Genomic DNA, 15082 nt, shown 5'->3' with positions numbered 1-15082 from the left:
TTTACTCTGAGATTAAGCTTTAATTCACAATACATCCGATAAACACGCTTATGGTTCCATTGATAGCCGAGCTTTCTGATACGATTAAAGCATTTAGGAAAGCCCCAGCGTAAATGCCGGTCTGTGATAGCATTCAATACCGAAACAATCACCGAATCATCCTGTAACTTAGGTTGATAATAGTAAGCACAACGGCTTAAGCCAACGATAGCGCAGCTCATAGCTATAGTAACAGAATGATTTTGTTGTAGTTGCTGTGCCCACGTTTTACGGGCCTTTGTGGGCACTAAAGCTTTTTTATGATTTCTTCCTGAAGCTGTGATTTTAAGCTCAGCTCGGCAAACATCTGCTTAAGTTTGCGGTTTTCAGCCTCCAGCTCTTTTAAGCGTTTGATATCCGAAGTTTCCATTCCGCCGTATTTTTCCCGCCATTTATAAAAAGTTGAATTACCCATACCATATTTACGGCAGAGTTCCTTGACAGGAATACCTGCTTCAGCTTCTTTTAAAATAGCGACGATTTGATGTTCAGTCATTTTTTTCATCATTAAATCCCCTTTTACTTTTATCATAGAGAATTTTCTACTTTTTTGCTGTACTATTTTAGGGGAGAGTTACAAAACAATTATCAATACTGCGTTAAAAAATTTATTCAAGAAATGGAAGAAATTGTTGTATGGTTAGCTGAAGGAAAAATAAACGATAATTTACTACTTGAAATAATTGATTCTATTATTAATGAGAATGAATTTAGTGAATCTTTAAAACTTAACATAATTGAAACATTATGGATGAATAACTATGATAATTAGAACAACCCCCATCGCCGAAACCAATAGCTATATTATTTTAGATAACTACAACAAACTTGAAGAATCGGCTGCTTTTTATCAGACTGAAACGGATTTAGAAAATGAATTTATTCATGATTTAGCTCGACAAGGTTATGAATACTTACCAAATTTAAATACACATGAAAAGTTATTAGCCAATATTCGTGAGCAGTTGCAAACACTAAACAAAATGCAATTTACGGATGATGAATGGCAACGTTTTGTATTAGAGTATTTGGATAAACCCAATGAATCGATGATCGATAAAAGTCGCAAAATCCACCACGATCATATTTACGATTTTGTTTTTGATGATGGTCATATCCAAAATATCAAGCTGTTAGATAAAAAAGAGGTTACTAATAATAAATTACAAGTTATCCATCAATTTCAGCAAACAGGTAATTATGCAAATCGTTATGATGTGACGATTTTAGTTAATGGCTTGCCGCTTGTTCAAGTTGAACTAAAAAAGCGTGGTATTGCTATTCGTGAAGCCTTTAATCAAGTGCATCGCTATAGTAAAGAGAGCTTTAATCAAGACAATTCACTATTTAAATATTTACAACTGTTTGTTATTTCAAATGGTACCGATACACGTTATTTTGCTAACACGACTAAACGTGACAAAAATAGCTTTGATTTTACAATGAATTGGGCGAATGTTAAAAACGAGCCAATAAAAGATCTAAAAGACTTTACCGCCACCTTTTTTGCCAGCCGAACGCTGTTAAATGTGTTATTGACTTATTCGGTGCTCGATGTGAATGACACATTGTTAATTATGCGCCCTTACCAGATCGCCGCCACCGAGCGTATATTATGGAAAATCATTAGCGCTTATCATGCCAAAAAGTGGAGTAGCTTACAAAGTGGGGGTTTTATTTGGCACACAACAGGTTCTGGCAAAACATTAACCAGTTTTAAAACGGCACGCCTTGCAACCGAATTAGAATTTATTGATAAAGTTTTTTTTGTGGTGGATCGTAAAGATCTGGATTATCAAACTATGAAAGAGTATCAAAAATTTTCAAAAGATAGTGTGAATGGCTCAAATAGTACCGCAGGGCTTAAGCGCAATATTGAGAAAACCGATAATAAAATTATTGTCACCACTATTCAAAAGCTTAATAATTTAATGAAAAGCGATGATAGTTTAGCAATCTATGATAAACATGTGGTATTTATTTTTGACGAAGCGCACCGCTCCCAGTTTGGCGAAGCTCAAAAAAACTTAAAGCGTAAATTTAAAAAATATTACCAATTTGGTTTTACTGGTACGCCGATTATGCATACTAACGCAATCGGAACGCAAACCACAGCGGATGTTTTTGGTCATGAACTGCACGCTTATGTATTAACCGATGCAATTCGTGACGAAAAGGTACTAAAATTTAAAGTTGACTATAATGATGTGCGTCCTAATTTTAAATCGATAGAGCAAGAACAAAATCTCGAAAAACTCAGCGCTGCTGAAAATAAAAAAGCATTGCTCCACCCAAACCGTATTGAGCAAATCACACAATATATTCTGAATAATTTTAAACAAAAAACCCACCGATTAATGGGCAAAAGTAAAGGGTTCAATGCCATGTTTGCAGTGAGTAGTGTCGATGCGGCTAAACTCTATTATGAATCATTCAAAAAATTACAAGAAGGTGCAAATCAGCCGTTAAAAATAGCCACGATATTTTCTTATTCTGCTAATGAAGAACAAGATGCACAAGGTAATTTTGCCGATGAAAGTTTTGAAATAGATGCCTTAAATCAGAGTGCTAAAGAGTTTTTAGCTTCTGCGATATCAGATTATAATCAAATGTTTAAAACTAACTTTGATGTCAGTAGCGATCAATTTCAAAACTATTATCGTGATTTGTCTTTAAAAGTAAAAAATCAAGAAGTCGATCTATTAATTGTCGTTGGTATGTTCCTTACTGGCTTTGATGCTCCAACACTTAATACCCTATTTGTCGACAAAAACCTGCGGTATCATGGGTTAATTCAAGCCTTTTCACGCACCAATCGTATCTATAATGCCACCAAAACCTTTGGTAATATTGTGGCGTTTCGTGATTTAGAACAAGCGACCATTGATGCAATAAAAACATTTGGTAAAAGTAATACTCATGAAGTAGTGTTAGAAAAAAGCTTTAAGGAATACATGGAAGGGTTTACTGATAAAGATTCAGGTAATTTTCACAATGGCTATCTAGCCATCGTTGCCGAGTTACAAGAAAAGTTCCCACGCCCTGATGAAATTATCAAAGAAAAAGATAAAAAAGAGTTTGTTAAATTATTTGGTGAGTACTTACGTGCTGACAATATATTACAAAATTATGATGAATTTGTTGCATTAAAGGATTTCCAACAATTAGATATGACAGATGCGCAAGCAGTTTTAGCGTTTAAAAATAAGCATTATGTGACTGATGAAGATCTGCAAAAAATGCAAGCCGTTAAACTACCGACTGACCGCACAATTCAAAATTATCGTTCAACTTATAATGATATTCGTGATTGGCTACGCCGAGAAAAAGAAGCCAATCAACAAGATCAGCAAAGATTTGACTGGGATGATGTGGTTTTCGAAATTGATCTATTAAAATCGCAAGAGATCAATTTGGATTATATTCTTGAGTTAATTTATGAACAAAATAAACAAGAAAAAACCAAACAGGACATTGTCGAAGATGCTAAGCGATTAATTCGATCAAGCTTAGAAAATCGAGCTAAAGAAGAGCTAGTTGTTGAGTTTATAAAACAAACTGATCTTGATGCTATTCCAGATAAAGCCTCGATTATTGATGCGTTTTTCTTGTATGCACAGCAAGAGTTACAGGTAGAGCTTAATTTCTTAATTGAAGAGGAAAATTTAAATGAAGCGGCAACAAAACGCTATATTGCATCATCATTAAAGCGAAAATATGCAACCGAAAACGGCACAGAGTTGAACGAGATTTTACCAAAAATGAGTCCGCTGAATCCCCAATATTTAATTAAAAAGAACCGAGTCTTTGAAAAGATCGCCGCATTGGTTGAAAAGTTTAAGGGTGTTGGTGGTGAAATTTAATTGTTAACAGTTAAATTTGCTAATAATTAAAGGAAGATGAATGATCGATTTCTTATTCATCTTCCTAATAATTCATCATTCAAACTTACTTTGAGTGATTTTGTATACAAAATCTTGCATTTTCGTAATGATAAATGATTTTTGAAAAATCAAATGGTTCACCAGATGAGGTGTAAAATATTTCTTCAACACAAAGTGCAGGTTCGCCAGGTTGCAGTCCTAAATAAAGAGCCATTTCTTCATCAAGTTTTATCACTTGCATATATTTATCCGAAAAACCAATATTAATATTATAATTTTCCTGAATGTAATTAAAAATTGAGTTTTCCACAATTTCTTTATTTAAGTAACAAATTAACTTTTTACGGTAATATGACTGCTCTAAACCATATAATTTATCTTCAACATAGCGCAATCTTTTAACAAAATAGACTTCTTCGTTATCATCGCATTGTAGATTTTCTTTAACTTTTGCACTGGGCTTGATGATATCAACATTAAGTACTGTCGAAGAACCATAAACATCTTCTAGATCGACAGTAAAACCATGACTTTGCAAAAAATTGAGATAGCCTCTTTTTTTACGTTCACGAACAAAAATACCACTACCTTGCACTTGATAAATAACGCCCTGCCGCTCAAGACAATTAAGCGCTTTAACAATTGTACTACGACTGACCTGATATTGATTAATTAACCCGTCAATATTAGCAAGCTGAGTGCCTTTGGACAGTTGTTTTTGATAAATCATCTGTTTGATTTTTTTTGCAACATCCTGATATTTAACCATTTTTATATCTTTTTATTTAATGAAAATTTAAACATTATTTTATACAAGTTATTTTAACTTTTAAATTAAATGATGTAAAAGTAGATCAAGATCACAAACAATATAATTGTTAATTAACAATTTTTAAATTGTCTATAAAATAATCTTACTGAATTGCTTTTAAGGAGTTTATGGATGTCATCAAAAATTAGAGATTATAACAAGCTAGCTGTTGATATTTTAAATGAGTTAGGTGGTGAGAAAAATATTGTTACCGTTTCTCGCTGTGCAACACGCCTTCGCCTCGTTACCCAGCATACACCAGATCATGCAAAAGAAAACATTGCTAAATTGCCGGGTGTGATTACCGTTGTTGAAAGAGGCGGTCAAATCCAAGTGGTTATTGGTACGCATGTTGATAAAGTCTATAACGCTTTTACTCAACTAGTTAATACTGATAACAAAATTGAAGCAGGAAATGATAGCAACATATTAAATCGCATCATTGCGACAATGTCGGCTGTATTTGCCCCGTTTGTCTATATTTTAGCCGCATCAGGAATTTTGCAAGGTATCTTGATTTTACTTAAATTAGCCTGTCCTGAGCTAGAAAAAACTGGAACTTTTGAGGTATTCAATTTCATCTCTTGGGCACCTTTTTTCTTTTTACCTATCTTTATTGCCATTACAGCTTCTCAGCATTTTCGTTGTAACTTATATATCGCTGTTGCTTGTTGTGCTGCGCTGTTATCACCAACATGGACTGAGTTTGCAAAACTAATTAGCGAAGGACAAGAAATTGATCTATTTGGTATTGCGCTATCACAAACAACTTATGCTTCAACCGTTTTACCACCACTCTTTTTAGTTTGGTTACTTTCTTATTTAGAACGATTTTTAGAGCCTAGACTACATAGCATTATAAAACCCGTTTTATTGCCATTATTTAGTCTTGTCATTATGGTACCTTTAACATTACTTGTTGTTGGTCCTATAACAGCAAATGGTGCGCAATACATTGCCAACGGTTATAATTGGTTTGTCAGTCTAGCACCTTCAATAGCTGGTGGGATTATTGGAGCCGTTTGGCAAGTCTTTGTTATTTTTGGTGTGCATTGGGGGATCACACCTGTTATCGTCGAAAACTTTAAGCAGTATGGTCAAGATTCTTTCCAAGCTTTCCAAACCATTGCCGTTATTGGTCAAGTTGGTGCAGCATTAGGTTTTTATTTAAAAACCAAAACGCAAGAGATGAAAGGTATTTCATTATCTGCTTTTATCACTGGCTTATTCGGTATAACCGAACCTGCTATTTATGGTGTTAACTTACGCTTTAAAAAACCATTTATTTATGGTTGTATTTCTGCATCTTGTGGTGGTATTGTGGCAGGATTTTTTGCTCCTCACTATGTTGCTTACGCTGGTTTACCAGGTCCATTAACTATCGTTAATGCAATTAGCCCAAATAATCCTGGTTCATTTATTGGCGTGTTGATTGGTGCGCTTATTGCTCTTTTAGGACCTGTATTGTTAATCCAACTATTTGGTACTGGTGAAACAGTGCAAGATGCTGCTGTTGTTGAAAATGATAACCCTAAAATTCTTCTTGATGAGGTTAATATTACTAGCCCGATGACAGGCCATGCTTTACCACTGAGTGAAGTGCCCGATCCTGCTTTTTCACAAAAACTCATGGGTGAAGGGATTGCCATTGAGCCTACTGATAATCATGTTTATGCACCTTTCGATGCCGAGGTAACTGCGGTATTTGAAAATTCCAAACATGCTATTGGGTTAACATTAGATAACGGCGTTGAATTATTAATTCATGTGGGGATTGATACGGTTAATTTGACTAATAACGAGTTTGCATATCATGTTGAATTACACCAAAAAGTGAAAAAAGGTGATTTGCTAATCAGCTTCAATCCTGAGGCAATTAAGCAAGCAGGTTATCCATTAATTACCCCAATTATTATTGTTAATACCGATCAGTATCAACAAATTTCATTAACCGATAAAACACAAGTAACAGTTGATGATATCATATTTAACATTAAGCAATAACAAGGAATAAAAAATGACTAAAAAACCATTTTTATGGGGCGGTGCTTTAGCCGCTCACCAATTTGAAGGTGGCTGGAACGAAGGCGGTAAAGGGCCAAGCGTAGTTGATGTCATGACAGCAGGTGCGCATGGCGTAGCAAGACAAATCACTCAAGATATTGAACCCGATAAGTTTTACCCAAACCATACGGCCATTGATTTTTATCATCATTATAAAGATGATATCAAACTCTTTGCTGAATTAGGTCTTAAATGTTTACGCACGTCAATTGCTTGGACACGCATTTTTCCAAAAGGTGATGAGCTTGAACCAAATGAAGAAGGCCTGCGCTTTTATGATAATGTTTTTGATGAGCTCATTGCTCATGGCATAGAGCCTGTTATCACGCTATCACATTTTGAAATGCCATTACATATAGCTCGCCATTATGGTGGTTTTAGAAACCGTAAAACAGTAGAATTTTTTGAACGTTTTGCGACAGCATGTTTTGAGCGTTATAAAAATAAAGTTAAATACTGGATGACATTTAACGAAATCAATAACCAAATGGATACTAGCAATCCTATCTTCTTTTGGACTAATTCTGGTGTACAAGTTAAACCTGGCGAAAATCCGCAAGAAGTTCTATACCAAGTCGCTCATTATGAACTTTTAGCAAGTGCCAAAGCAGTCATTGCCGGTAAAAAAATCAATCCTGATTTTCAAATTGGTTGTATGGTATCGCATGTGCCAATTTATCCATATTCTTGTAATCCTGAAGATATGATGGCTTCAGAAATTGCTATGCATCAACGCTTCTTCTTCCCTGATGTTCACGTTCGCGGTTACTATCCAGCTTATGCATTAAAAGGATTTGAGCGTGAAGGCTATAAACTCGATATTACTGAAGAAGATTTAGGTTATTTGAAAAAAGGTACGGTTGATTACATTGGCTTTAGCTATTATATGTCAACCGTTGTGAAAGCGGATGCCAAAAATGATAATCGTGACAATATTGTTAACGGGGCACTACCTAATGCGGTTGAAAATCCTTATATAAAAAGCAGTGATTGGGGTTGGCCAATTGATCCTGAAGGTTTACGTTATACACTTAATCGTCTGTATGATCGATATCAATTACCGCTATTTATTGTCGAAAATGGCTTTGGTGCAATTGATGAACTCGAAAACGGTAATCAAATACACGATAAATCACGTATTGAATACTTAGGTGCCCATATCAAAGCTATGCAAACCGCTATAGATTATGATGGTGTTGATGTAATGGGTTACACTGCTTGGGGAATTATTGATGTTGTATCATTCACTACTGGCGAAATGAAAAAACGTTATGGCGTAATTTATGTTGACCGTGATAATGAAGGTAACGGTAGTATGAAACGCTATAAAAAAGACTCTTTTGAATGGTACAAAGAAGTCATTAGTACTAATGGTGCAAGTTTGAAATAATCATTATTAGCTAGCTATCATTTGTTATGAGGATGTTTGAAGGCTTTGCCTGCATCCTCATTTTTATGGTTAAAAGGGCTAAAACTGAAAAATCAACTGCTTTTCAACTTGCGGATCGATTAACGTTACATGAAAACCAATTAACCGAACGCCACGCCCATTACGCCGTTCTAACCAAACTTTATGCGCTTGCTCAATTAAATCAGCTTTATCCAATTTAGACCAAACATGTTCTTGTGTAGTTAGCTGAAAATCGTCAAACTTAAATTTTACGCCTTGCCGAGCAATCGATAAATCAGCACGAACTTTGCTTAACCGTTTTTCCATTTCATCAAATAATGGATCGAACTGCAATAAACACTCTTCCCAACTATGAATATCATCCGTTAAAGTACGCTCTACCCCTACTGATTTACGTTGCCTGTCATTACACACTTCACGATCATCAATACCTTGACATCGCTCATATAGTATTCTTCCAAATTTACCGAATTGGTGAATTAATTTAGTTACATCATAATTAACAATATCATTGCATGTAAATAGCCCCAATTGGGCTAATTTTTTTTCCGTGACCTTACCCACTCCTGGAATTTTTTTTAACGGTAACTGCTCTATAAAACTATCAACGTTATCTGGTGTTATTACATATTGACCATTAGGTTTATTCATATCAGAGGCTATTTTGGCAAGAAACTTAAGTGGAGCAACGCCTGCCGATGCAGTTAATTCCAGTTCATTAAAAATAGTTTGACGAATATCTTGAGCAATCAAAGTCGCTGAACCATAGCAAAGTTTGCAATCAGTTACATCAAGGTAAGCTTCGTCAAGTGATAAAGCCTCAATAAATTCAGTATATCGTTTAAATATTTGGTGGATCTGTTTGGAGACTTCTTTATAAACTGCATGCCTACCCGCTATAATTTTAAGGTTAGGACAAAGTTTTATGGCTTGAGCCATTGACATAGCACTGTGTATACCATACTGACGAGCTAAATAATTGGCAGTCGCAACCACACCACGCTTACGAGGATCTCCCCCTACCGCAATAGGCATATTGCGATAACGGGGATTGTCTCTCATTTCAACGGCGGCATAAAAACAATCCATATCAACATGAATAATTTTTCGCATAGCGGGCTTCACAACACTTAAATATAACTGTATAAATATACAATATTATACCTTAAATATTTGTGTAAACAACCTAATTGAATTACTTAGTTAATTTATCAAAATCAATTAAGCCATTCTTATCATAAGGATCGCCAATCCAACGAATCGATTCGTGAAAATTAGGATTAACAATACTTTTTTCAGGAACATATAAGTTATAACTTAATCCAGCTAAATCAGACCAAGTATGAATCAAATCTTGAGTACTAAATCTTCTATCTACATAAGCTTGATAGTTATTAGGATGCGTAGCCTCCCATGTTGGCGATTGCCAAAGCATAAATGGCACAGTATACATAGTTTTAGTTGGTGCCTTCTCGTTTCGCCCTAACACATTATGAGGTGGAGTTTGATAAACATCTTCACCATGATCTGAAAAATATAACATAAAACCATTTTCTTTACTGTTTTTGAAGATATTAAACAGTGTTGTTGTGACATAATCGTTATAACTTATTGCATTATCATAACTATTATATACATATACTTTATCGTCATCGAGAGGATATGGAATACTTTCCTTATCTTTAAAACGTTCATACCTACCGTCTTTTGGATAGCGGAACTCGTATTTCATATGCGTACCAAGCAGATGGATAACAATAAATTTCTTTTCAGCGTTGTCAGCTAGCACTTTTTTGAAAGGCTCAAATACCGATTCATCATATTGTCTTGAGCTTTGATTACGATCGTTATTCATATAAAACTGTTCATCGGCTTGTTTAGAAAACATAGTCAACATGGTATTACGCTTGGTCATGGTCTGTTGATTAGTGATCCAGAATGTTTTATACCCTGCTTGCTTCATAAGATTTATTAATGAAGGTGTTTTAAGGTATAAATCTGGATGCCTCTCATCAGCAAAAGTTAACGCTTGTTGCAAAATTTCGATAGTATAAGGTCTTGATGAAACCACATCGTTAAATACAACAAAATCAGCATTATCTTTTTTAAACTGCTCAATTTGAGGTGTGGTATTTCGACCATAACCATAAATACTCATTCTATTACGTGTTGTTGATTCACCAATGACTAACACCAACGTCCTAGGCGTATTACCGTTAGCATCTTTTAAATTTTCAACAGGAGGTAAAGTGTCTAAATGATTTAAAATATCTTCCATATTATTAAGTTGAGATCGATAAGCCAAATAACTATTAATAAGTTGCCATGGCACAGTTGTTTCCATACGCGTTAGTAAATGAGTTCCGGCTTTTTCAATAGATGATTTTTTTATTGTCACACTAATAAACACAGGCATTATGGCATAAATAGCTATTAATAGTGATACAATCCATTTAGTAGCTGTTTTAATATAAACAGGTCTGACTTTACTCCAAAGATAAATACCCACTAAACTATAAATAATCAATACCACAACTAATTTAATACTAAAATACTGCTGAACAAATTCGCTCGATTCACTATAATTTGATTCTGCCATAACAAAAAATACACTTTGCGAAAATTCTTGTCGATAAATCACAAAATAGCCGACTGAAACCAAAGACAAACAGCCGACAATAAGACCAAATACAGTCGCAATCTTTCTTGTATAATTAGGAAAAATCAAAACAGGAATAAGCCAAATTAAACTATAGATAATTGAATCGCGAAGTCCAATTGCATTAGAATGCCCCGAAAGAAAAATATATAACTGTAATGCACTAGAAAAATAAGTAAAAAATAGAATATTAAAGATAAGTGCTAACCAGCTAAATTTGTGGGTTGCTTTTATGTTTAGCATAGATATTTAATTTGCGTTGTTATTGATCATTAAATGCAATATACGCTTGGTAGATTAATAAAACCTTAAGCTTTAAATATCTAAATTTAAATATATAACTTATTAAATGCTAACCTATTACTTCTTGGAGATATTTAAACCCAATATCTTTGCAATGTGATTATTTTCAGGTTGGTTTAATTGGTTTGGTAAACCATAAAAAACGATCTGCCCATTATCTACTACCAAACAACGAGAAAAATAACTAAGCGAATCATTAAGATTGTGTGACACCATCATTAATGTCAAATTGAGCTCATCGCAACTTTGATCAACTAATGCTAACATCTCAAACCGTAATGCTTGATCGAGAGCTGAAAATGGCTCATCTAACAATAAAATTGGTCGACGTTGAATTAAACAACGAGCTAACGCAACACGTTGACTCTGACCACCTGAAAGTTGTTCGGGATAACGATTATTAAAACCAGTTAAACCAACTTTAGCTAACATATCATCTATTTTTTGGCGTTCCGATGTATTTAGTTTTAAACAAGGCTTTATGCCTAAGCCAATATTTTGTTCAACATTTAAATGATCAAATAAATTATTATGTTGGAATAAAATTGAAACGGGTCGCTTTCCTGGTTGAGTGTGAATCATATTTTGATGATTAAGTAAAATTTGCCCAGAGTTTGGTGAAATAAACCCAGCAATCAAGCTTAACAATGAGCTTTTACCTGCACCACTTGGTCCAACAATAACCACCTTTTCTTTTGCATTAATTTTGATATCAAAATGCATTTTAAAATTATCGTATTGACAATTAATTTGATTCAGTTCGATCATAATCTATCACAACCAGTAAACTAAAAGATAATATTAGCAATAATGCAGCAGTTACAGCACCTTCATGATAACGATAATACGATATTTGCTCATATAAATAATAAGGTAACGTTGTGACTGACTGGCCACCAAATAACGCAATAATACCAAAATCACCCAACGATAATATTGCTGAAAAAGCAAAACTTTGAATAATTAACTTTTTTAGTGCTTTATATTCAATTAAATAAAAATGCCAAAAGCCAGTAATATTAAGTGACTGGCTTACTTGCCAATAACGTGATGTAACATCATACATTGGTGCAGCAAGGTTTTTTAATATAAATGGTAGTGCCATTAAACTGTTACAAAGCATCGTCAAAACACAAACAAAGACCGAACTATAAGCGTACGAAAATAACAACAAAAATAAACCAGATGCCAGCACCATGCTTGGGATAATTAAAATCAGCGATCCAACTAACATTAACCGATTACTCCAATTTATTTGCTGATTAATCAATAATCGGCTATTTGTATAAAGTAATAATAAAGCTAGTAGCATTGCAATGCTGGCTGATCCAAAAGCAATTAATAACGAAAACATAACAGCACGTTGAAAAGCTACCGAAAAAAATGACCATTGAAAAAAATATATACCTTCTATTAATATAGTTATGATGGGTAGTAAAATAAATAATGCACCAATAACAATAATAACAAGACTCGACATAACTAAGCTAAACGGAACGGGTAAACGATAACTTTGCTTAACATAGTGAGTGTTAAATTTATAGCTATAATTAAATTTTTGCATCAAACCCATAAAGAAAATACAAAAAACCAGCTGTAAACACGCTAAAAGCACGGCTTGTATCAAATCAAATTCGCGGATAGATTGATAAATAGCAACTTCAAGTGTGGTATATTTAGGTCCTCCACCTAGTGCTAATACAATAGCAAAGCTAGAAAAACAAAGCATAAAAATTAGCGATGTCATCGGTAGCAATTGTCGACGCAATAGTGGCCATTCCACCAATTTAAAATAAGTAAAACTCGAAAAATTCAATTGAGCAGCTAATTGTTTGTGTTCGACTGGTACACTATTTAAAGTATGATAAAACAAGCAACAAGCATAAGGAAAATTAAGGAATATATGTGCCAATAAAATACCTTTTAAACCATAAATGGATATCACAAAAGGCAAACCCAAATAATGACAAAACAACGCCAATAAACCATGTTGCCCATAAACAGATAATAACCCCGTTACCACAACCAACGTAGGAAAAATAAAGGTGATAGGCATAATGCGTAGCAATACATTTTTCCCCAAAAAATTGACCATTGATAGGGATTTTGCCATCAATATTGCCAATAAAACGGATAGCAATGTTGATAATGTTGCTTGAAGCACCGTTATCCAAATAACATGTAATAAATAGCTATCAAAATAGACAGTTAAATTATCAGACTCAAAAGCAACTAAACAAAGCGCAAATAGCGCTGAACCTAATACAACTAAAATCAAGCTTGCAGCACTAATGCCAGGAATTAACGTTTTTAATTTCAACATTATACAAAATAAAACTATTTACTAATGGTGGATTTCCATTCACTAACCCACTTCTTTTGGTTACTTTTAACTTGCTTAGCATCAAACTCGAGTGCTTTATTGACTGGTTCAATTTGCTGAAAAGCTTCAGGCAACGTTATATTAATAATCGGATACATGAAATTTTTTTCAGCAAATTGACGTTGTACATCAGGAGTTAATAGATATTGTAAAAAAGCACGTGCCAATTCAGGATGCTGACTATACTTAGTAATACCTGCAACTTCAACTTGGCGATAATGCCCTTCGTCAAAAACAGCAGCAGCATAACGATGATCATTATCATTCATAATATGTGCAACTGGCGAAGTACTATAACTAAGCACAAAATCCGCTTCGTTTTTTAAAAATAGGCCATAAGCTTCACCCCAACCTTTGGTCACTGTCACAGTATTTTTTGCTATTTTCTGCCATGCAGATGTGGCATCATCACCATATATATTTTTCACCCAAAATAATAAACCTAACCCTGGAGTGCTGGTTCGTGGGTCTTGATAGATAATTTTCCAGTTGGCTTTATTATCTACTAGCTCATGCATGCTGTGTGGTGGATTACTGATTTTTTGTTGATCATAAATAAAAGCGAAATAACCAAAATCATAAGGCATAAAATCACTATCCCACCAGTTGGTATTTAAATTATCTGGTTTAGCGATTTGATGAGGTATAACTATTTTGGCTTGCTTTGCCTGTTCTAAAAGGTTATTGTCTAATCCTAAAATTACATCGGCATTAGTTCTATCACCTTCAAGTCGCATTCGATTTAAAACCGCTACTCCATCGCCTAATGTAACAATCTCAAGTTCACAGTTACACTGTGCTTCAAACCCTTTCTCAATTGTTCTTCCCGGCCCCCATTGTGAAATAAAGGAATTATAACTATAAACAGTTAAGGTTGGTTTTACGTTGGCAGCATTTGCCATAAAAGGTACCGAAAATATCAAAAATAATAACAATTTTTTACAAAACATTTTGCCTCCAAAATAGCAAATAAAAGACAAAAGGTTTGAGCAAGTGCAATAACTCAAATCCCTCCGCTGGCATGATCCAGTTCAGGTTCGGCGGGTTATGTTATTCTATCTAACATTCTCAGCCCTTCAGGGCACCCCATTGAGAACATCGATTAGTTTAGAGGTTAGTATGAAGATTGTAAACATAGGAAGTGATAAAAATTTAATGTAGGAACAACTCGCTTTATTTATGAAGTTTAAAAAACGGCTATAAAGAATATACATGAAAAAAAACAAACGCCTTATCACTGACAAAAGATATGGCGCTTATATTATAAAGGAGAGGCAACTATTACCAATTTGGTTAAATGTTTACCTTTACTTAAATTAGTTTATTGAGTTACCTAGATTACACCATGAAGTGCAATTCTTCTTAACTCCTTAGAATAAAAATCGGCAGGGCTTTTAAACTTATGCCGTTTTCTTGGGCGTGTGTTCAATAGATATTGTATTTTCTTTATCTGTTTGTCGTCAACTAATGAAATGGCCGCTGACTTAGGTATAAACTGACGTATTAAGCCATTGGTGTTTTCATTTGT

10 protein-coding genes, 3 pseudogenes and 1 riboswitch are annotated in these 15082 nt (G+C 34.3%); of the genes and pseudogenes, 4 read left to right on the top strand and 9 right to left on the bottom strand.

What is annotated here, in order from left to right; genetic code table 11:
• A pseudogene (locus tag A9G37_RS12580) lies at nucleotides 1–287 on the bottom strand (IS3 family transposase); the annotation flags it as partial.
• Nucleotides 288–321: 34 nt separating this feature from the next.
• Nucleotides 322–547 (bottom strand): annotated as a pseudogene (locus tag A9G37_RS08105) (transposase); the annotation flags it as partial.
• A gap of 42 nt (nucleotides 548–589) precedes the next feature.
• Between A9G37_RS08105 and A9G37_RS12575 the strand changes: the two are divergent.
• Nucleotides 590–811, top strand: a complete 222-nt coding sequence (locus A9G37_RS12575) for a hypothetical protein (protein WP_176701891.1) — start codon at nucleotides 590–592, stop codon at nucleotides 809–811.
• Nucleotides 801–3902, top strand: a complete 3102-nt coding sequence (locus A9G37_RS08100) for a type I restriction endonuclease subunit R (RefSeq protein ID WP_065575189.1) — start codon at nucleotides 801–803, stop codon at nucleotides 3900–3902. The genes A9G37_RS12575 and A9G37_RS08100 overlap by 11 nt, the downstream gene beginning before the upstream one ends.
• 85 nt (nucleotides 3903–3987) lie before the next feature.
• Here the strand turns inward: A9G37_RS08100 and A9G37_RS08095 are convergent, their stop codons facing one another.
• The gene (locus tag A9G37_RS08095) at nucleotides 3988–4692 is read right to left on the bottom strand and encodes a GntR family transcriptional regulator (RefSeq protein WP_065575188.1); all 705 of its coding nucleotides are present in this window, start codon (nucleotides 4690–4692) and stop codon (nucleotides 3988–3990) included.
• Between the two features lie 174 nt (nucleotides 4693–4866).
• On the opposite strand from A9G37_RS08095, the gene A9G37_RS08090 reads away from it, so the two are divergent.
• Both A9G37_RS08090 and A9G37_RS08085 read left to right on the top strand, forming a co-directional pair.
• Entirely contained in the window at nucleotides 4867–6738 is a 1872-nt protein-coding gene (locus tag A9G37_RS08090; protein ID WP_065575187.1) for a glucose PTS transporter subunit IIA, read from the top strand.
• 13 nt (nucleotides 6739–6751) lie between these two features.
• Entirely contained in the window at nucleotides 6752–8188 is a 1437-nt protein-coding gene (locus A9G37_RS08085; RefSeq protein ID WP_065575186.1) for a 6-phospho-beta-glucosidase, read from the top strand.
• A gap of 78 nt (nucleotides 8189–8266) precedes the next feature.
• Here A9G37_RS08085 and dinB read toward each other — a convergent pair whose 3' ends face one another.
• The 6 genes and pseudogenes from dinB to A9G37_RS12895 form a co-directional block, all read right to left on the bottom strand.
• Nucleotides 8267–9322 (bottom strand): DNA polymerase IV, encoded by a 1056-nt coding sequence (gene dinB / locus A9G37_RS08080; RefSeq protein ID WP_034911664.1) that lies wholly within the window; start codon nucleotides 9320–9322, stop codon nucleotides 8267–8269.
• Nucleotides 9323–9404: 82 nt separating this feature from the next.
• The gene (gene cptA, locus A9G37_RS08075) at nucleotides 9405–11111 is read right to left on the bottom strand and encodes a phosphoethanolamine transferase CptA (protein WP_034911668.1); all 1707 of its coding nucleotides are present in this window, start codon (nucleotides 11109–11111) and stop codon (nucleotides 9405–9407) included.
• 117 nt (nucleotides 11112–11228) lie between these two features.
• Entirely contained in the window at nucleotides 11229–11939 is a 711-nt protein-coding gene (gene thiQ, locus A9G37_RS08070; protein ID WP_034911671.1) for a thiamine ABC transporter ATP-binding protein ThiQ, read from the bottom strand.
• Nucleotides 11917–13494 carry a thiamine/thiamine pyrophosphate ABC transporter permease gene (gene thiP / locus A9G37_RS08065; RefSeq protein ID WP_065575185.1) on the bottom strand — a complete coding sequence of 526 codons (1578 nt, stop codon included), beginning with the start codon at nucleotides 13492–13494 and terminating at the stop codon, nucleotides 11917–11919. Before thiP ends, thiQ begins: the two co-directional genes overlap by 23 nt.
• 14 nt (nucleotides 13495–13508) lie before the next feature.
• Nucleotides 13509–14504, bottom strand: coding sequence for a thiamine ABC transporter substrate binding subunit (thiB, locus tag A9G37_RS08060; RefSeq protein WP_065575184.1), 996 nt, complete (start codon nucleotides 14502–14504; stop codon nucleotides 13509–13511).
• Between the two features lie 40 nt (nucleotides 14505–14544).
• A riboswitch (TPP riboswitch) is annotated at nucleotides 14545–14653 on the bottom strand.
• Between the two features lie 234 nt (nucleotides 14654–14887).
• A pseudogene (locus tag A9G37_RS12895) lies at nucleotides 14888–15082 on the bottom strand (IS30 family transposase); the annotation flags it as partial.

This window comes from Gilliamella sp. GillExp13 (assembly GCF_001690815.1).
GTDB classification, from domain to species: Bacteria; Pseudomonadota; Gammaproteobacteria; order Enterobacterales; family Orbaceae; genus Gilliamella; species Gilliamella bombi.
Note: the sequence above shows the minus strand (reverse complement) of the source record. Positions and strands in the feature narration are given on the sequence as shown.